This is a genomic window from Marinospirillum alkalitolerans (assembly GCF_045055655.1).
Lineage (GTDB): Bacteria > Pseudomonadota > Gammaproteobacteria > Pseudomonadales > Halomonadaceae > Marinospirillum > Marinospirillum alkalitolerans.
Window position 1 is genome coordinate 224,829 of the sequence record NZ_JBANFI010000004.1, and the last position, 18,758, is coordinate 243,586.

Sequence of the window (18,758 nt, forward strand, 5' to 3'; positions counted from 1 at the left end):
ACCAGCCCTCCAGCAATTAACGCTTGGAGTACTGAGGACGCTTACGCGCCTTACGCAGACCAACCTTCTTACGTTCAACCATACGCGCATCACGAGTAACATAACCCGCTGCACGCAATTGGCCGCGCAGCGACTCATCATAATCCATCAGAGCGCGCGTGATACCGTGGCGAATTGCCCCAGCTTGACCACTTGCACCACCACCAGCAACAGTGATGTACAGGTCAAACTTCTCTACAGAATCGGTCAGCTCTAAAGGCTGCATCACGATCATGCGCGAAGTTTCGCGACCAAAGTACTCAGTCAGGCTTGAGCCGTTAATAGAGATCTGACCACTGCCTGGCTTGATAAAAACGCGAGCAGTAGAAGTTTTGCGACGGCCGGTGCCGTAGTTTTGATTTGCAGACATGACGACCCTTCCGTTAGATATTCAGAGATTGCGGTTGCTGGGCAGCATGCGGATGCTCGGCACCTGCATAAACTTTTAATTTTGCCAGCATAGCACGACCCAGTGGGCCTTTTGGCAGCATGCCTTTAACAGCACCTTGAATAACACGCTCAGGAGCATGATCAATCAGCTTCTCAAAAGACATCTGCTTTATGCCGCCTGGGAAACCTGAGTGACGGTAGTAAAGCTTGTCTTTCGCTTTGTTACCAGTCACTTTGATCTTCTCAGCGTTAATGATCACCAGGTAATCACCGGTATCTACGTGAGGGGTATATTCTGGCTTGTGCTTACCGCGCAGGCGGCGAGCCAGTTCAGTCGCCAGGCGACCGAGGGTTTTGTCTGTGGCATCAACCACATACCAGTCGCGCTTGACGCTTTCTGGCTTAGCTGAAAAAGTTTTCATTGAGACTCTACTCTTTAATCTGCTCAAAGGTAGGCAAGCAGGATCTTCGTAACTTACGCGAGACAAACTCAGTTTGTCTCGGGCAGATCACACTGATCTTTACCTATTTTTATTGGTTAGTCTGAGATGATCTTTCAAACTAACGACCGCCTGAACCCCATCAGGAATTCAGGAGCGCGGATTCTAACCCATTCACACTCAAAGGTCTAGCATCTAGGTTTGATCTAGGGCTTATGCTCACGAGCCAAATACTCATGCGACTGCATCTCCAGCAGACGACTTTGGGTGCGCGCAATCTCGAACGCCAAGTTACCGCCAGTGTAAATCTGATCAATACTGACAGCAGCGGTGATTATCACCTTGACCTGACGATCATAAAACTCATCAATTAAATTGATAAAGCGCCGCGTCTGATCATCCTTCTCACGCCCCAGCTGTGGCACATTTGAAATCAACACCGTGTGAAAAATCTTCGACAGCTCAATGTAATCATACTGACTGCGCGGCCCATCACACAAAGCATCAAACTCAAACCAGGCAATCTGATCATGGACACGTTTAGCGATGATCGGCCGACCATTAATCTCAACAGCTTGATTAAAGGCGCCTTCTACACGCACCATGGCCTCATAGCTTTGCTGCAATGTGGCTTCCGCCTGCTCATCCAGAGGATAGTGGTAGATTTGTGCCTGAGTGAGGGTGCGCAAACGATAATCAACGCCACTATCGACATTCACCACCTGCGTATGCTTTTTCAGCAGATCGATCGCCGGCAAGAAGCGCGCGCGCTGCAAACCATCCTTATAGAGATCATCTGGGACAATATTAGAAGTCGTCACCAGCACGACGCCCTCCGCAAAGAGCGCTTCCATCAAGTTACCGAGAATCATCGCATCGGTAATATCCTTAACAAAAAACTCATCTAGGCACAAAACGCGTATTTCGCCTGCCAGCTTACGCGCAACATGGCGCAAGGGATCAGACTGGCCTGCAAAATGTTTAAGCTCGGCATGAACGCGCTGCATAAAGCGGTGAAAGTGGTTGCGCATCTTCTGCTCAAAGGGCAAGGCATCAAAGAAGGTATCAACCAGATAGGTCTTGCCCCGCCCGACACCACCCCAGAAGTACAAACCCTGAATCGAGGGCGCTTTTTTAGTCCCACCTATCCAGCGGGCCAGCACACCTTTTTTGGCTGGAGGCACCGCCAATAAATCGTCATAGAGGCGCTGCAGCTGTTCCACTGCATGGCGCTGAGCTGGATCGGATTTAAAATCGGGACGCTTTAAATCTTCTTCATAGCGCTCGAGTGGCGTCATGATTTTTTCCTCGGATAATCGATCTAGGGGACAAACTTAAAGCGCCGCAACGCTCAAAGCAGAACAAGGGGCGCAGATTATACGCCAGTTCAACCCACTCCCCAAGAGATCAAGACCAAAGTGCAGCGGTGCGGTACTGCATAAGGCTTGACCCTTGACCTGAACTCACCGCTATAATGTCAGTCAAAGCACCAACCCTTTATTCCTGTCTCTGACACAAGGAGCTGCCTGTGACTCTGGCCGACACCTCTTGGATTTTGACTTTACTCGCTTTCTTGATCGGCGCTGGCCTGGGGGCACTGGCCTACCACTTCACCCATGCCAATGCTGCCCACAACCTGCGCGTGCAGCATAAGCTGACCGAGAAAGAGCTCGAACTCAACCAGCTGCGCGAGGGGCTCAATGACCATTTTTCACGGACAGCAGATGGACTCAATGCACTTTCAAAGCAGCTTCAGGAAATGGAGCAGCATGTACGCAAAGACGCCGAGTACCTGTGCAGTGATCAATCGGTTGTTCAACGCCTGACCGAAGACAAGGCCAGCAAGGCGAGCGAACCAAGCCACCTAGAAGACCTGCAGGAGACACCTGAAGACATTGCCCCACCCAAGGACTACTCAGACCCACAGCAAGGGCGCGGCACACTTGCAGAAGATTTTGGCCTGAAGCCTCAGGTTTTTGAGCCACCACGTCACTAATCAGCCATGGCATAACGCCAGGCTGGCAGCTGAACAAACCACCTCAGCAAAAGAGCCGTCATTGCGGCTCTTTTTTTGGAAAATCAGCCACTCAAACAGGATTGGGCAGATCAACAAACTCAACTTCCAATCCTAGCTGTTCAGCCAATACCTGCCCCAAGGCTTGCACGCCACCGCGCTCTGTTGCGTGATGACCAGCTGCAAAAAAATCCACGCCCAGCTCACGCGCCAGATGCAGGCTTTGCTCACTGGCCTCACCTGTCACATAGGCATCCACACCCAGCTCAGCAGCACGCACCAGACCAGCATGTGCAGCGCCGGTACACCAAGCAATGCGCTTCAGCGGACGCTGATGCCCAGCCAGATGCAGAGGCGGCTGCCCTAACCGCTGAGCCAACCTATCCGCAAACTGCTGCGCAGATAAGGGGGTGGGCAGGCAGCCATGCAAACCATATTGCCAGCTTTCGCCGGCCATACTGCCTTCGACCTCCCAGCCCATGATGATCGCCAGCTGCTGATTATTACCCCACAACGGATGCTCATCTAAAGGCAGGTGATAGGCCAGCAGACTGATATCAGCCTGCATCAAGCTCTTGATGCGCCGCCCCTTATAACCGATCAGCGGCGCTGCTTCTCCCTTCCAGAAATAACCATGATGCACTAAAATAGCGTCCGCTTGCGTTGCGACCGCGCGATCGATCAAGGCTTGGCTAGCGGTCACCCCCGTGACCACACGGCGCACCCTATCTCGACCCTCAACCTGCAGCCCATTCGGACAGTAATCCTGAAACTGCTCTACATTGAGCCAAGCATTGATCTGTTGTACTAGTTGCGTTAACGCGATCGACATATCACCATCTCATTTTCATTGTTCATCATAACGTTTTGACCCTGCAGGACGAGCCCAAAGGAACCCATCATGCGCCGCCTCTTAAGACCCCAGCTCATATGGCCGATTGTCAGCGGCCTGCTGCTTGCCGCACTCCTGCTGCAAGCCTTTCCCTGGCTGGCTGAGACTATACACCCTGGCGCAAGCGAAGCAACCGAACGGGTTGCCGAAGTACGGGCAAGCGCGCCCTTGCAGCTACCCCGCCAGCAAGGCCCAGTCTCCTATGCGGAAGCCGTACGTTTGGCCGCCCCTGCGGTGGTCAATATCTATAGCACTGTCCGTATTGAGCAGCCCCTGCATCCTCTTTTTAACGACCCTTTTCTCCAGCGCTTTTATGGGCCAGATCATATTCCGCGCCAGCAGCGCATGCAATCAAGCCTCGGCTCTGGCGTGCTGGTCAGCAGCGAAGGCTATATCCTGACGAACCATCATGTGATCCAAAATGCAAGCGAGATTCGCGTCGCACTCCAGGATGGCCGTGAAGCCTTTGCACGCATTATTGGCAGTGATCCTGATTCTGATCTAGCTGTCGTCAAGATTGATCTCGATGCCCTGCCCGCGATCAGCCTCGCCTCATCGGATACGCTCCAAGTTGGTGATGTCGTGCTGGCGATCGGCAATCCTTTTGGTGTCGGGCAGACAGTGACACAAGGGATAGTGAGTGCGCTAGGGCGCAACAGCCTGGGTATCAATACCTATGAAGACTTTATCCAAACCGATGCGGCCATCAACCCAGGCAACTCAGGTGGTGCCTTAATCAACCCCTATGGTCAGCTACTCGGCATCAATACAGCTATCTTCTCACGCACAGGCGGCTCACAAGGCATAGGCTTTGCTATTCCCTCACAGCAGGCACAGCAGATCATGCTGGATTTGATTAATGAGGGTTATGTGGTGCGCGGCTGGCTCGGCATGGATCTACAGGAAACCCATCGCGGCCTGATGATTAACGGCCTGTTGCGCAATGGCCCTGCCCATCAGGCCGGTGCACTACCTGGTGATCGTTTACTCCAACTGAACGGTGAATCTGTACGCAGCGCACGCCGCGTTATTAATGATCTTGCCCGCCTGCGCCCAGGCACGCGAGTCACCCTCGCACTAGAACGGGATGGCGAGGCCTTCTCTGTCGAGGCCGAAGTGGGCCAGCGCCCCGCCAGTGCCCCAGCTCACGCCAATTAACACCCGATTGGTGAATAGAAAACAGAACGCCACGCACCCAACTGAGCGACCCGTGCCCCCAGAAAAAGAAAACGCCGCACTCGGCAGCGTTTTCTACAAGGACGGCCCAAGCAAAGAGGCCTTTATGGCTGGGCTTCACGCACACGGTAGCGCGCTGATTGCGCATGGGCGGTCAGAGACTCACCTTCGGCCAATTCAGCCGCAATCCGTCCAAGATGATCTGCCCCTTCAGGTGAGCAGAAGATCAAGGATGAGCGCTTCTGGAAGTCATACACTCCTAAGGGTGAAGAAAAACGTGCAGTGCCTGAAGTTGGCAGCACGTGGTTCGGCCCAGCACAGTAATCACCTATGGCTTCTGCCGTGTAGCGTCCCATAAAGATCGCACCAGCATGGCGAATCTGTGGCAACCAGCTATGCGGGTCGGCGACTGAAAGCTCCAAATGCTCAGGTGCGATACGGTTAATCATCTCAATGGCCTGCTCAGGTGAGTCCACCTGAATCAAAGCACCGCGTGCTTCCAGCGAAGCACGAATGATCTCCGCACGCTCCATCGTCGGCAGTAAGCGACGAATACTGGCTTCAACCTGATCCAGCCATGATGCATCCCAGCTGACGAGAATAGATTGCGCTTCTTCATCATGCTCAGCCTGAGAAAACAGATCCATCGCGATCCAGTCTGGATTGGTCTGCCCATCACCCACCACCAGAATTTCAGATGGGCCAGCGATCATATCTATCCCCACCTGACCAAAAACCGCACGCTTGGCTGTGGCGACATAGATATTGCCTGGACCGACAATTTTATCGACACGGGGGACGGTTTCAGTACCATAAGCCAGCGCCGCAACAGCCTGCGCACCGCCAATGGCAAAAAAGCGATCCACCTTGCACAACCAGGCTGCAGCCAGCACCAGCGGATTCAACTCTCCACCAGGCGCTGGTGCTACCATAATGATTTCTTTAACGCCTGCAACCGCAGCGGGCAGAGCATTCATCAAGACAGACGAGGGATAAGCCGCCTTCCCTCCTGGCACATAAACACCCACACGATCCAGTGGCATCACCTGCTGACCCAGCATCGTGCCATCCGCTTCTGTGTAGGACCAGGAGTCCTGCTTTTGACGTTGATGGTAGGCGGTCACTCTTTTTGCTGCCGCTTCTAATGCCGCGCGTCTTGGTGCAGGTAAGCCATGAAAAGCCGCTTCCAGCGCAGACTGCGGAACTTCAAGCGCACTCATTTCTGTTGCAGGATGACGATCCAGCTCTTGGGTTAATTGCACCAGAGCCGCATCACCTTGATGGCGAATACGATCAATAATCTGCTCGACACGACCTTGAACCTGGTCATTCGAGACGCCTTCCCAGGCCAGCAGTGCATCTAAAGTGGCATCAAAATCAGCAGCCGAGGCCACTAAACGGCGCAAATCAAGTGAGTCAGTCATGGCGTTCCTCTAACTGTGAGCCAAGGCTCTCTGCTCAACCGCTTCTCTGAGTCGGTCCAGCAGGGGTTGGATGGACTGATATTTCATTTTCATCGAGGCCTTATTCACGATCAGGCGCGATGAAATATCAGCAATAAACTCTCGGGGCTCTAAACCATTGGCCACCAAGGTGTTGCCCGTATCCACGATATCCACGATCTCATCAGCCAAGCCCATCAGCGGTGCCAACTCCATACCACCATAGAGCTTGATCAGATCCACTTGTATGCCTTGCTCGGCATACCAGCGCTTGGCAAGCTTCACAAACTTAGTCGCCACACGACGGCGACCCTGTGGCTGGGCGACGCCCTTCAAACCTGCGGTCATCAGGCGGCAGGAAGCAATCTTGAGATCCAAGGGCTCATAGATACCATCACTGCCCTGCTCCATCAGAACATCCTTACCTGAGACACCCAGATCGGCTGCCCCGAGCTCGACATAGGTCGGCACATCCGTGGCACGCAAAATCAGCAGACGCACACCGGGCAGGTTGGTTTCAAAAACCAGTTTACGACTTTTTTTAATATCTTCTGCAGGTTCAATACCCGCGGCTGCCAATAAAGGAAGAGTATCATCAAGAATACGGCCTTTAGACAGCGCGAGGGTGAGTGTAGGTGACATGCTTTTCCTCGCTTAACTGGCGACACGTTTAATTTTGGCACCGAGCAGCATCAGCTTTTCTTCGATACATTCATAGCCGCGATCAATGTGATAGATGCGATCGACCAGTGTCTCGCCTTCCGCCACCAGCGCTGCAATCACCAGACTGGCTGAGGCACGCAGATCGGTTGCCATCACCGGTGCACCAGTCAGACGATCCACCCCCTTGACTACCGAAGTATTGCCTTCAACCTGAATATCCGCACCCATGCGCAGCATTTCCTGCACATGCATAAAGCGGTTTTCAAAGATGGTTTCCACCACGGTGCCCGTCCCTTCTGCCACTGCATTCAAGGCCATAAACTGAGCCTGCATATCGGTTGGAAAGGCTGGATAGGGTGCTGTTTTAATACTGACGGCTTGAGGGCGACGGCCTTCCATATCCAGTTCGATCCATTGATCGCCCAGGGTGATTTTGGCACCCGCTTCTTTGAGCTTGGCGAGCACCGCATCGAGAATATCCGTCCGAGTTTGCTTGATTCTAATGCGACCACGCGTTGCCGCTGCTGCCACCAAAAAAGTACCCGCTTCGATCCGATCCGAGATCACATCATAATGACAACCTTGGAGCGCCTCGACACCTTCGATGGTGATGGTATCTGTGCCCTGACCGCTGATCTTCGCGCCCATGGCGTTCAAAAATTCAGCCAGATCGACCACTTCAGGTTCACGTGCTGCGTTTTCGAGCACGGTGGTGCCTTCTGCCAGTACAGCAGCCATCATCAGGTTCTCAGTGCCGGTGACGGTCACCACATCAAAGACGATACGCGCGCCTTGCAGACGCCCGTTGATCTGGCCGCGAATATAGCCTTCTTCGACACGAATCTCTGCTCCCATCTGCTTGAGGCCATTCAAGTGCAGGTTCACAGGCCGGCTTCCAATCGCACAACCACCCGGCAAGGAGACCTCAGCATGGCCAAAACGGGCCATCAAGGGACCTAGCACCAGTATCGAGGCCCGCATGGTTTTCACCAGCTCATAAGGTGCAATGCAACGATCGACATGGCTGGCATCTAACTCCAGCGACATCTTCTCATCCACCACCGCCTGCACACCCATGCCACCCAAGAGTTCAATCATGGTGGTGATATCATGCAGGTGCGGCAAATTGCCGATCGAGACCGGACCATCGACTAACAGGCTGGCAGCAAGAATAGGCAGGGCTGAGTTTTTCGCGCCTGAGATCCAGACTTCTCCCTGCAGGGGCGCACCACCTTGTATCTTTAATTTATCCATGAACCTGCCTTAACCGACTTGAAGATCTTTGACCTGACTCCACTGCTCAGGCGTCATCGTTTTGAGTGCCATAGCATGCAAGGTGTCATTGGCAAACTCTTCACTTAAGGCAGAAAAAACCAACTGCTGTTTTTTCACCGGACTGGGCAAGCTGGCAAAAACCTCACCTATGGCGATCACTTCGAAATGACGACCATCATCGCCTTTCACAACAAATTCACATTCTGGCAGACGACTTTCTAACAGGGCTTTTAACTCTTGAGCTTGCATCGGGTTTTCCTCTTTCATGCCCTGATTAAAGCAGGGCGCAACGTGTCTCTCAGGTCTTTTGATCTACAACGCCTTTTGTGCCCATGCCTGCCCACGCAGGGCAGAGCGGATGACACAATGCAGCGAATGTCAGCATAATAACTGAAAACACCCTCACGAGCAGCCTTAACCCTCGGAGAGATCTCAAAAAACCGCTTATTCAGGGCTGCTGCTGTATTTGCTCTTCTAGCTCCTCGATCACACCTTCAACACTCCACTGGGCGATCACACGATCAAAGTTGCGGCGTTGCTCACGCATGGCACGATCAAACTGGCTATTCAGTGTGAGCCCCAGATTAACCCCGTTGACAATCAAGTTGATGACCTTCCATTCACCATCGCGCTGGCGGAGCGTAAACACCACTGGATAGCGCTGGCCATCGCGGCCGACAACCATCACATCAACATGGTCTTGATCTTCATAGCGCGGCGGACGCGGGGTGATATCCAGATCAAATTCACGATAATCAAAAGTCATTAGACCGCGTGCAAAGGTGCGCACAAGCGAGTCCTGAAAGACCTCAGCAAAGCGATCTCGCTGAGCGGGGGTGGCCGCCTGCACATAACGCCCGCCCATGACGCGCAGACTGATCTGACGAAAGTCCACATAGGGCTCCATCGCGCTATTGAGTGCCTCAAAAAGCCGCTCTGGCTGCGTTTCAAAATAAGGGCTTTCTGCCTCAAAAGCGGCCGTAATAGCTTGCACACCCCGCTCAACCACCTGATAAGGTGCGAGAGACCCAGCCTGCGCGACGCCAGCAAAGAACATCAGCAGCAAGGCAGCAACCCAGCGCCGCCACGGCTTGTTCAGCATCATCATTAATCTCCTAAAGATCCGCTAATAAACTGATTGATCAACTGCTCTAAAATCAGGGCCGATTGGGTATCGCGTATCACGCCACCTGGCTGTAAGCGTGCCTCTTCGACACCAGGGGTCAGGCTGATATAGTTATCACCTAGCAAGCCTGCTGTTTGAATAGCGGCGGCCGTGTCTTCACTGAGCAGATCGCGTAAACGCGCATCCAGCGCCAGCACAACACGCGCTTCAAACCACTGCTCATCCAGATCAATACTGACCACCCGCCCAACAGCCACGCCAGCTAGGGTGACTTTAGAGCGCGGCTTTAATCCCCCAATATCACCAAAATAGGCTTCAACTTGAAAATCTTGGCGCGCGGTATCGAGCGTTAATCCGCTGACTTTCAAAGCCATAAACACCAAGGCGAGCACACCACAGAGCACCAGACTCCCGACAGCGACTTCAACTTTGATCTGTTGGCGCATTCTCTTCTCCATTAAATCTGAGCAAACATCAAGGCAGTTAAAATAAAATCCAGGCCGAGAATGGCCAGCGAGGAATAAACCACTGTTTTGGTCGTGGCACGACTGATCCCTTCCGAGGTAGGCAACAGATCATAACCCTGAAAAACAGCGATCCAGGTCACCACAAAAGCAAACACCAGGCTTTTGATCATTCCATTTAAGACATCCTGACGAAAATCAACAGCGGCCTGCATATTACTCCAGAAGGCTCCGGCATCCACGCCCAGCCAATCAACACCGACCAGCCATCCGCCACCGACACCAACAGTAGCAAAGATCAGCGTTAATAAGGGCAGACTGATCAAGCCGGCCAGCAGGCGAGGCGCAATAATGCGTTTCAGCGGATCAACCCCGATCATCTCCAGACTCGAAAGTTGCTCCGTGGCTTTCATCAAGCCGATCTCAGCCGTCAGGGCCGAACCAGCACGACCGGCAAAGAGCAAGGCGGCAACAACAGGCGCCAGCTCGCGTGTCAAGCTCAAGGCCACCATCTGTCCCAAGGCCTGCTCGGCACCAAAATCAACCAATATGGTATAGCCTTGTAGCGCCAGCACCATGCCAATAAAAAGCCCCGAGACCAAAATAATGATCAGCGATAAGAAACCAACGCTGTAGAGCTGTTGCACCAGCAAACGGGCACCTTGACGGCTAGGCCAGCCCCACAAGGAATAAAACAAAAAGAGGCTTGAACGCCCCAAAGCGGCTAAAAGCGCGAGGGTTGAGCGCCCAAGCTGGGCAAGAAACGCGATCAAAGACTGGTCTCCTTCATCAAAGCATCAGATGCCTTATCCGCAACACCTGCGGGTTCTTCTGGGTAATGAAAGGGCACTGGCCCATCTGGCAGGCCGTGAATAAACTGCTGCACACTGGGATCAGTAGAAGCCAATAAATCCTGAGGTGAGCCTGAAGCAATGACTCGGCCACCTGCCAAAAGATAGACCTGATCCGCAATACTCAGGGTTTCATGCACATCATGTGAAACGATAATCGAGGTCAGGCGTCGCTCTTGGTTCAGGCTTTTGATCAGCTTGACCAGCACCCCCATCGAGATAGGATCCTGCCCCACAAAAGGCTCATCATACATTAATAGCTCGGGGTCCAGCACGATTGCACGCGCCAAGGCAACACGACGCGTCATACCACCAGAAAGTTCAGAGGGCATTAAATCTGAGGCCCCACGCAAACCCACCGCATGTAGCTTAGCCAGCACCCTTTGCCGAATCTGCTCTTCCGTATCCTGAGTATGCACACGCAGTGGAAAGGCCACATTCTCAAAAACGCTCATATCCGTGAACAAGGCCCCAGATTGAAACAACATCCCCATACGGCTGCGCAACGCAAAAAGCGCCGAACGCGATAAGTGCGCCACATCCTGCCCAAAAACCCGAATACTGCCTGCCTCAGGTTGCAGTTGCCCACCGAGCAATTTAAGCAGCGTGGTTTTACCTGTACCACTGGGCCCCATGATTGCGGTGATCTGGCCAGGTAGGATCTGAAGATTGAGCTGTGAAAAAATAACCTGGGTGCCTCGACTAAAACTGACACCGGCCACTTCCACCACAGGCTGAGGAAGGGCATCAACCGACAGGGGAGCCAACTGCGGATCACGCTCAGCTGTTCGACTTGAATCACTCATTTTAGGACTCCATCCTCAGGCGTAAAAAAGGTATACTAGCTGGATTCAACGCATTCACAAAGAGGCGTTGTGCAGCGCATCTTCTCTGCCTCATGCCACACTGCCCGCATAAGTAATGACCATGACCAAGAAACACTTAGATTCAGCAAGACGCACTTTAGAACTTGAGATTCTGGCGCTGCAGGAACAGCTTGGACAACTGGATCACCAGTTCGATCAAGCTTGCGACCTCCTGCTTGGATTAACCGGCCGCGTGATTGTGACCGGCATGGGCAAATCTGGCCATATTGGCAATAAAATTGCAGCCACTCTCGCCAGCACAGGCACACCTGCTTTTTTCATGCATCCAGGCGAAGCCAGCCATGGTGACCTTGGCATGGTGACGCGTCAAGATGCTGTGCTGGCCCTCTCCAACTCAGGTGAAACACAGGAAGTCACCTCGCTGCTGCCGCTACTCAAGCGTCTTGGCATTCCGATTATCAGCATCACTGGCGCGCCCTACTCCACACTCGCGCGCGAGGCCACCTTACACTTAAATGCCAGCATTAGCCGCGAAGCCTGCCCTCTGAATCTCGCACCCACATCGAGCACAACAGCAACGCTGGCTTTGGGGGATGCCCTCGCCATTGCCCTGCTCGAAGCGCGAGGTTTTGGCCCAGATGACTTTGCTCTCTCGCATCCTGGTGGCAGCCTTGGTCGACGCTTGCTGCTGCGCGTTGCGGATATCATGCATCAAGATCAGCAGGTGCCGCGCGTTCTGCCGCAGGCCAGCCTGCGCGAAGCCTTGCTGGAAATCACGCGAACCGGACTGGGTTTTACCTGCGTCACCAACGAACAGAATCAACTGCTAGGTGTCTTTACCGATGGCGATTTACGCCGTGTTCTCGACCTGTCACTGGATCTGCATCAGACTCGTGTGGATCAGGTGATGACGCCAGAAGGCAAACGCGTGTATCCAGAGCAGCTGGCTGCAGAGGCCGTACATGTTATGGAAGAGAACAAAATCAGCGCCTTGCCTGTTGTCAATCAACAACAGCAGCTGGTGGGCGCACTGAACATGCACGACCTTTTAAAAGCCGGTGTGATTTAAACTGATCAAGCACAACAGGAGCCTCATGGATTCTTCAGCCAGCGTTCTAGAAAAACTTCGCCCTTTGCGCCTTCTGGCACTCGATGTCGATGGCGTGCTCACCGATGGCACACTCTATTTCGGCAATCAGGGCGAAGAACTCAAAGGCTTCAACACGCAAGACGGCCAGGGTCTTAAGCTGCTGCAAGCCAGCGGGGTTGAACTGGCTATTATTACGGGGCGTCAATCCACACTGGTCGCCCAAAGAGCGGCTTCGCTTGGCATCACCCATTTACAGCAAGGCCGTGAAGACAAGCTGATTGCGCTCAATCAAGTGCGCGAGCAACTGGGTCTCAGCTGGCAGCAGGTTGGCTATTGCGGCGATGATCTTCCCGATCTCTCTGCGATCAAAAAAGCCGGTTTTGGTGCCACCGTCAGCAACGCCCCCAGCTATATGCAGCAGCATAGCGACTATGTGACCCAGCGCGCGGGTGGTCAGGGTGCTGTTCGCGAACTCTGCGATCTGATCATGCAGGCTCAAGGCACCTGGACAGCCTGCTTACATCACTACCTTTACAATACACTGAGCTAATGGGTTTTCAGTTTGCAGCGGGCTTCCGCTCAGCAGCATGGCAAAAAACCTTTGGGCTGGCAGGCTTGCTGCTGCTTGGCTTGTTGTTGGTCTGGATCACCCAGCGCCAAGAAACCACACTGCAAAGAGCACAGCTGCCTGATCAACAGGGTGAACCCGAGGCCGTGATCGAGCAGCTCCAGCTGCGCCAGTTTGATGCGATAGGGCAACTTGAGCAGCAGGCCTATGCCGCGCAAGCCATCCAGTACAGTGAGCAGCACCTGCTGATGTCACAACCCCGAGGCAGCTATCGCGCAGGCTCAGATCGCTGGACATGGCGCGCCGAGCACGGCACATGGCAGCAGGAGCAACTTCTCCTTACTGAGGCTGTTGAACTCGCCCCCGAAGAAGCCAACTCCCCCTATCAACCCAGCCTGCTGACCGAACGTCTTTGGATCGATCAGGCGGCCCAACGCGCTTGGACTCCCGATCCTGTCGCGTTGATCAGCCAAGCTGGGCAGACCCTTGCTATTGGCCTTGAGGCTGATTTAGAACAGGGCCATCTGCAACTTTTACAAGCTGTTGAGGGTGAGTATCTCATCCTGCCAACAACGACCGAGGACTTTGCACCATGATCCTTTTTGCACGACATCTGGCTTGGACACTCAGCCTCAGCTTGCTCGCCAGCCATGCCCTAGCCCTGCCTGAAGACCGAGAAGCACCGATTCGTGTCCAAGCGCAGCAGATGGAGTGGCAGCAGCACACACAAACAGCCACCTATCGCGGTACAGTCGAAGTGACACAGGGTGAACTCAAGATCGAAGCCAGCACCCTGCGTTTAATTCGCGGACCCCAAGGCGAGCTAGAGCAGGCCATCGCCGAAGGTCAGACCCCCTTGGCCTATATGCGCGATCAACCCCAGCTCGACCAGCCCATCGTTGAGGCTTGGGCTGAAGTGATAGACTATCACCCAGCCGCCGAAACCATCACCCTGACCGGGCGTGCACGTTTAATTCAAGGTGAGGATAGCTTTCAAGGCCACCGCCTGATTTATCACCTCACCACCCAAGATCTACAAGCCGAACAGCTGCCTGAATCCAGCTCGGATTCCCGTGTCGAGATCATCCTCACTCCTCAGCGCCGTGAGAACCCCTAATGTCCAAACCAGCATCCCGCAAGCGCCTCAGCGCTCAACATCTACAAAAAAGCTATAAAAAGCGTCCCGTGGTACGCGATATCAGCCTTGAAGTACAGCAAGGCGAAATCGTTGGCCTGCTTGGTCCTAACGGGGCAGGCAAAACCACTTCTTTTTATATGATTGTTGGCCTGGTGAAAGCCGATGGCGGACAAGTGAGGCTGGATCAGCAGGATATTACCGCGCTGCCGATGCATGGACGCGCCCGTGTTGGTTTGGGCTATCTCCCTCAGGAAGCCTCGATCTTTCGTAAGCTAACCGTCGAGCAGAACCTACTGGCCATCCTGCAACTGCGCAAAGAGCTCAGCCCAGCACGACGCCAGCAGCTCGCCGATCAGCTGCTAGAAGAGTTCTCCATCACCCATATTCGCCACAGCAAAGGCATGAGCCTCTCTGGCGGAGAGCGGCGGCGTGTTGAAATTGCCCGCGCTCTGGCCAATGAGCCAGATTTCATCCTGCTAGACGAGCCCTTTGCCGGTGTTGATCCTATCTCGGTTGCAGAAATCATGGGCATTATTCGCCAGCTGCAAGCCAGAAACATCGGCGTTTTGATCACCGATCACAATGTCCGCGAAACACTCGAAATCTGCGAACGGGCTTACATTGTCAGTGAAGGGCGCATTATTGCAGAAGGCAATGCCGAGCAGATTCTTCACCATCCAGATGTGCGCCGCGTTTATCTGGGCGAGGGTTTCAAGGCTTAGGCTCCTTTTCCAACCAACCTGAAGCTCTCTTTCCAACCAACCTGAAGCGCTCTTGTGAACAGCGCAGACTTTAAAACACTTGAGCGAATGGCATAATAATTGCTATGCTGGCCCTCGGAGTCGATTCAGCGCCAACCAGCAACCCTGAATCGCTGCAGATCTGGTCATTTAAGCGCTCTTAGCACCCTTTTGTTGACCCGCTCTGATAAAAACCCTCTGACGCCCGACCTCAGTGGCGACAGAGATGGCTTGGTTGTTGAGGCAGCCACCTTTCCTCTTGCTTTTAGGTTTAGGGCACTATGTCGATGAAACCCAGTCTTGGACTCAATCTTTCACAAAGCCTTGTCATCACACCTCAGTTGCAGCAGGCCATCTATCTGCTACAACTCTCGACGCTGGATTTACAACAAGAAATCCAGCAGGCACTGGAGTCTAATCCGCTACTCGAACTCGAAGAGCAAGAACTGGATGACACACCCGCAGCCAGCAGCCCACTCGAGGACACGGCCAGCCACCACCAAGACAGCGCCTCAGATGAATCCAGCAGAGAAAGAGAAGTAGATCACGCTGCTCAGGATGACTGGCAGGAAACCAGCATCCCTCAAGAGCTGGAGATCGATACCGTTTGGGATGACATCTACACACCTGAAAGCAGCGGCTCCAGTTCAGCGCAGATGGAAGAAGATCGAGAAGACTATGCTAGCGACAGTCAAGCACTCAGTCTACAGGATCACCTGCTCTGGCAGCTCAACCTGAATGTCCACCACGAACCTGATCGCCTGATTGGCGAGGCACTGATCGATAGCATCAACAGCGATGGCTATCTGCTTGAAGACCTGGCTGCCTTAACTGAGGCACTCAAAATCCAGGAGCCGGATCTTCTGGGCGACCTAGAGCTTGAAGACGTGCAAGCTGTCCTGAAACTCATCCAGCATTTTGACCCCACAGGTGTAGGCGCGCGCGATTTGCGCGAATGCCTGTTGCTACAACTTGAGCAGCTCCCCAGCGATACCCCTTGGCGTAGCGCAGCTCTGCGCCTGACTGATCAATATCTGGAGGTGCTGGCCAATCGTGATTATCGCTTTTTACAAAGACGCCTGCGCCTGAACAGTGAAGCTGAACTCCAGCAAGTCATTCAGCTGATCCAATCCCTTCATCCACGCCCTGGCAGCAGAATCGAAAGCGAACCCGCTGCGTATGTAATTCCAGATCTACTGGTCACACGGACTGAACTGGGCTGGCGTGTTGAGCTGAATCCTGAAAGCCAGCCTAAGCTACGCATCCAATCCCGCTACTCAGACCTGATTCGCCGCGCTGATCACAGTGAGACCAATGTGTACCTTAAAGAACATCTCAAAGAAGCCCAGTGGCTGATCAAGAGCCTGCAAAGCCGCAGCGAGACGCTCCTCAAGGTCGGCAGCAAGATTGTTGAGCGCCAGCAGGAGTTCTTTGAACATGGCGAAGAATATATGAAACCAATGATTCTGGCCGATATCGCCCAGGCGATCGACATGCATGAATCAACGATTTCACGCGCCACCACGCAAAAATACATGCACACGCCTAAAGGTATTTTTGAACTCAAATACTTCTTCTCCAGCCATGTGGCAACAGCCCAAGGAGGCGAGGCCTCTTCAACGGCCATTCGCGCCATGCTGAAGAAGCTGATCAACAATGAGCCACCTAAGAAGCCCCTTTCTGACAATAAACTGGCAGAGCTGCTCGCTGAAGCCGGTATCCAGATTGCGCGCCGAACCATTGCCAAGTATCGAGAAGCGATGAATATTCCTCCTTCCAGTGAACGCAAACGCCTTGGATAGCCTCTTCATCCCACACTTTGTCAAGCGATATTTTTAGCCCCTGAGCGACCAGCAAGGCTTTGCTTTCATTGAAAAAGGGTTACAATGAAATCTCATGCTACTCAAGACAAGGAGCTTTCTTATGCAAATGAACATCACTGGACATCACGTTGAACTGACTAACGCCTTGCGTGAATATGTTGAAACTAAATTTGCCAAGCTAGAACGTCATTTTGACCAGATCACCAATGTGCAAGTCACACTGACTGTCGATAAGCTCCGTCAGATCGCTGAAGCGACCCTCAATGTGGCCGGTGGAGAAATCCACGCTAGCGGCGAAACCGAAGACATGTATGCCGCTATCGACCAGCTGGTTGACAAGCTGGATCGCCAGTTGATCAAGCATAAAGAAAAGAACCAGGCTCGCCTCCAAGGCGCCACTCACTAATTATTGCTGCCCTACCCGATATGCCACTTAATGATATCTTGACCCTCGAGCGCACCCTGGCAGGGGTGCCTGGAGGGAGCAAAAAACGAGTTCTTGAATACTTCAGCCGCTTTATCGCCCAGCAGATTCCACAGCTGGATGCCGAGGAGGTCTTTTCAAGTCTCATTGCCCGCGAAAAACTGGGCAGTACAGGTATCGGGCAGGGCATTGCCTTGCCTCACTGTCGCATGCGCCACTGCTCCGAAGCCGTAGGCACTTTTATTCGTTTACGCGACAAAATTGATTTTGATGCCATCGATGGCCAACCCGTTGATCTTATTTTTGTGCTGCTGGTACCAGAAGAAGCCAATGAAGCCCATTTGCAAACTCTGGCAGAGCTCGCGCAAAAGTTCTCCGATGAAGACCTGCGCAAGGCATTGCGTAAAACAGATGTCGCTGAACAACTCCATCAACTGATTACCTCACCCCTGGAAGCCTCAAGCTCTGGGTAGAATCGAACTCAAGGGAGGCGCGTGATGCAGCTAGTGATTATTAGTGGTCGCTCAGGATCAGGCAAAAGCGCCGCCCTGCATGCACTTGAAGACCTGGGTTATTATGCCATTGATAACCTCCCTGCGAGTCTACTGATGCCACTGGCGCAACAGCACCAGCACCAACTCAGCCGTCTTGCCGTGAGTATTGATGCGCGTAATCTCCCTAGCGATCTCGCCGCCTTTCCTGACCTACTACAAGAGCTGGCCCTCACTGGTATTCAATGGCATCTGGTTTATCTCAATGCCAGCGCCAAAACGCTGATGGAGCGCTTTTCTGCGACACGGCGTCGCCATCCCTTGACGCGCGATGGGCAGCTTTCACTGTTCGAAGCAATAGAAGAAGAACAGCGCTTACTTGATCCACTGGCCAGTCTTGCCAGCACCACCTTTGATACCACCCGTCTCAGTGTGCATGAGCTGCGTAGCTGCATCACCCAGCAGGTGGGCTCGACCAAGCAGCAGCCAACGACCCTGTTGTTTCAGTCCTTTGGTTTTAAGCGCGGCGTTCCCTTGGATGCCGATCTGCTGTTTGATGTACGCTGCCTGCCTAACCCCTACTGGGATGTCAACCTGCGTGAACTCACCGGCCTAGATGCCCGTGTGCAGCAGTTTCTCGCCGCACAAGAGGCCACCCAAGCCATGCAGGCCTCGATTCGCACCTTTGTCGAGACCTGGCTGCAACCCTATATCGATAGCAACCGTAGCTATATCACGGTGGGCATAGGCTGTACGGGGGGGCAACACCGCTCCGTTTATCTGGCCGAACAGCTTGGCCGTGACTTTGCACCCTTACATGCAGATGTTAAAGTACGCCACCGAGATCTCTCATCTGGCCCGCACTAAACGCGCCCAGCTGAGCCG

Annotated in this window: 23 protein-coding genes; 11 read left to right on the forward strand and 12 right to left on the reverse strand. The window is 53.5% G+C overall.

Features of this window, described 5'->3' with window-relative positions; all coding sequences use genetic code 11:
• Positions 1–16: 16 nt before the first annotated feature.
• The 3 genes from rpsI to zapE form a co-directional block, all read right to left on the reverse strand.
• A complete protein-coding gene (rpsI, locus tag V6U78_RS07950) occupies positions 17–409 on the reverse strand; it encodes a 30S ribosomal protein S9 (protein ID WP_405339182.1) in 393 nt (130 codons plus the stop codon).
• Between the two features lie 13 nt (positions 410–422).
• Complete coding sequence (gene rplM / locus V6U78_RS07955; RefSeq protein WP_405339184.1) at positions 423–851, reverse strand: 50S ribosomal protein L13; 429 nt, start codon at positions 849–851, stop codon at positions 423–425.
• A gap of 224 nt (positions 852–1,075) precedes the next feature.
• Complete coding sequence (gene zapE, locus V6U78_RS07960) at positions 1,076–2,167, reverse strand: cell division protein ZapE (protein ID WP_405339186.1); 1,092 nt, start codon at positions 2,165–2,167, stop codon at positions 1,076–1,078.
• 230 nt (positions 2,168–2,397) lie between these two features.
• Between zapE and V6U78_RS07965 the strand changes: the two genes are divergently transcribed.
• Complete coding sequence (locus V6U78_RS07965) at positions 2,398–2,865, forward strand: YhcB family protein (protein WP_405339188.1); 468 nt, start codon at positions 2,398–2,400, stop codon at positions 2,863–2,865.
• Between the two features lie 91 nt (positions 2,866–2,956).
• Here V6U78_RS07965 and V6U78_RS07970 read toward each other — a convergent pair whose 3' ends face one another.
• A complete protein-coding gene (locus V6U78_RS07970) occupies positions 2,957–3,715 on the reverse strand; it encodes a Nif3-like dinuclear metal center hexameric protein (protein ID WP_405339190.1) in 759 nt (252 codons plus the stop codon).
• Between the two features lie 69 nt (positions 3,716–3,784).
• Here V6U78_RS07970 and V6U78_RS07975 point away from each other — a divergent pair, with 69 nt between their 5' ends.
• A complete protein-coding gene (locus V6U78_RS07975; protein ID WP_405339192.1) occupies positions 3,785–4,933 on the forward strand; it encodes a trypsin-like peptidase domain-containing protein in 1,149 nt (382 codons plus the stop codon).
• Between the two features lie 122 nt (positions 4,934–5,055).
• Here the strand turns inward: V6U78_RS07975 and hisD are convergent, their stop codons facing one another.
• The 8 genes from hisD to V6U78_RS08015 all read right to left on the reverse strand — a co-directional run bounded on the left by hisD (position 5,056) and on the right by V6U78_RS08015 (position 11,578).
• Complete coding sequence (gene hisD / locus V6U78_RS07980) at positions 5,056–6,375, reverse strand: histidinol dehydrogenase (RefSeq protein WP_405339194.1); 1,320 nt, start codon at positions 6,373–6,375, stop codon at positions 5,056–5,058.
• A gap of 9 nt (positions 6,376–6,384) precedes the next feature.
• On the reverse strand, positions 6,385–7,035 hold the full coding sequence (hisG, locus tag V6U78_RS07985; protein ID WP_405339196.1) for an ATP phosphoribosyltransferase: 651 nt from the start codon (positions 7,033–7,035) through the stop codon (positions 6,385–6,387).
• A 12-nt stretch (positions 7,036–7,047) separates the two neighbouring features.
• On the reverse strand, positions 7,048–8,310 hold the full coding sequence (gene murA / locus V6U78_RS07990) for a UDP-N-acetylglucosamine 1-carboxyvinyltransferase (RefSeq protein WP_405339198.1): 1,263 nt from the start codon (positions 8,308–8,310) through the stop codon (positions 7,048–7,050).
• A 9-nt stretch (positions 8,311–8,319) separates the two neighbouring features.
• Complete coding sequence (locus tag V6U78_RS07995) at positions 8,320–8,580, reverse strand: BolA family protein (RefSeq protein ID WP_405339200.1); 261 nt, start codon at positions 8,578–8,580, stop codon at positions 8,320–8,322.
• Between the two features lie 199 nt (positions 8,581–8,779).
• Positions 8,780–9,436, reverse strand: a complete 657-nt coding sequence (locus V6U78_RS08000) for an MlaC/ttg2D family ABC transporter substrate-binding protein (protein WP_405339202.1) — start codon at positions 9,434–9,436, stop codon at positions 8,780–8,782.
• 2 nt (positions 9,437–9,438) lie between these two features.
• Positions 9,439–9,903 carry an outer membrane lipid asymmetry maintenance protein MlaD gene (mlaD, locus tag V6U78_RS08005; protein ID WP_405339204.1) on the reverse strand — a complete coding sequence of 155 codons (465 nt, stop codon included), beginning with the start codon at positions 9,901–9,903 and terminating at the stop codon, positions 9,439–9,441.
• Positions 9,904–9,914: 11 nt separating this feature from the next.
• The gene (gene mlaE, locus V6U78_RS08010; protein ID WP_405339206.1) at positions 9,915–10,694 is read right to left on the reverse strand and encodes a lipid asymmetry maintenance ABC transporter permease subunit MlaE; all 780 of its coding nucleotides are present in this window, start codon (positions 10,692–10,694) and stop codon (positions 9,915–9,917) included.
• A complete protein-coding gene (locus V6U78_RS08015) occupies positions 10,691–11,578 on the reverse strand; it encodes an ABC transporter ATP-binding protein (protein ID WP_405339208.1) in 888 nt (295 codons plus the stop codon). The genes mlaE and V6U78_RS08015 overlap by 4 nt, the downstream gene beginning before the upstream one ends.
• 115 nt (positions 11,579–11,693) lie before the next feature.
• Between V6U78_RS08015 and V6U78_RS08020 the strand changes: the two genes are divergently transcribed.
• The 9 genes from V6U78_RS08020 to rapZ all read left to right on the forward strand — a co-directional run bounded on the left by V6U78_RS08020 (position 11,694) and on the right by rapZ (position 18,740).
• A complete protein-coding gene (locus V6U78_RS08020; protein ID WP_405339210.1) occupies positions 11,694–12,668 on the forward strand; it encodes a KpsF/GutQ family sugar-phosphate isomerase in 975 nt (324 codons plus the stop codon).
• A gap of 25 nt (positions 12,669–12,693) precedes the next feature.
• Entirely contained in the window at positions 12,694–13,239 is a 546-nt protein-coding gene (locus V6U78_RS08025) for a KdsC family phosphatase (RefSeq protein ID WP_405339212.1), read from the forward strand.
• A complete protein-coding gene (gene lptC, locus V6U78_RS08030; protein ID WP_405339214.1) occupies positions 13,239–13,853 on the forward strand; it encodes an LPS export ABC transporter periplasmic protein LptC in 615 nt (204 codons plus the stop codon). Before V6U78_RS08025 ends, lptC begins: the two co-directional genes overlap by 1 nt.
• Complete coding sequence (lptA, locus tag V6U78_RS08035; protein WP_405339216.1) at positions 13,850–14,374, forward strand: lipopolysaccharide transport periplasmic protein LptA; 525 nt, start codon at positions 13,850–13,852, stop codon at positions 14,372–14,374. Before lptC ends, lptA begins: the two co-directional genes overlap by 4 nt.
• On the forward strand, positions 14,374–15,117 hold the full coding sequence (gene lptB, locus V6U78_RS08040; protein WP_405339218.1) for an LPS export ABC transporter ATP-binding protein: 744 nt from the start codon (positions 14,374–14,376) through the stop codon (positions 15,115–15,117). Before lptA ends, lptB begins: the two co-directional genes overlap by 1 nt.
• A 299-nt stretch (positions 15,118–15,416) precedes the next feature.
• Positions 15,417–16,937, forward strand: coding sequence for an RNA polymerase factor sigma-54 (locus V6U78_RS08045; protein WP_405339220.1), 1,521 nt, complete (start codon positions 15,417–15,419; stop codon positions 16,935–16,937).
• Between the two features lie 121 nt (positions 16,938–17,058).
• Positions 17,059–17,364 (forward strand): ribosome hibernation promoting factor, encoded by a 306-nt coding sequence (hpf, locus tag V6U78_RS08050; protein WP_405339222.1) that lies wholly within the window; start codon positions 17,059–17,061, stop codon positions 17,362–17,364.
• 20 nt (positions 17,365–17,384) lie between these two features.
• Complete coding sequence (ptsN, locus tag V6U78_RS08055) at positions 17,385–17,855, forward strand: PTS IIA-like nitrogen regulatory protein PtsN (protein WP_405339224.1); 471 nt, start codon at positions 17,385–17,387, stop codon at positions 17,853–17,855.
• Between the two features lie 24 nt (positions 17,856–17,879).
• Entirely contained in the window at positions 17,880–18,740 is an 861-nt protein-coding gene (gene rapZ / locus V6U78_RS08060) for an RNase adapter RapZ (protein WP_405339226.1), read from the forward strand.
• The last annotated feature ends 18 nt before the right edge of the window (positions 18,741–18,758 follow it).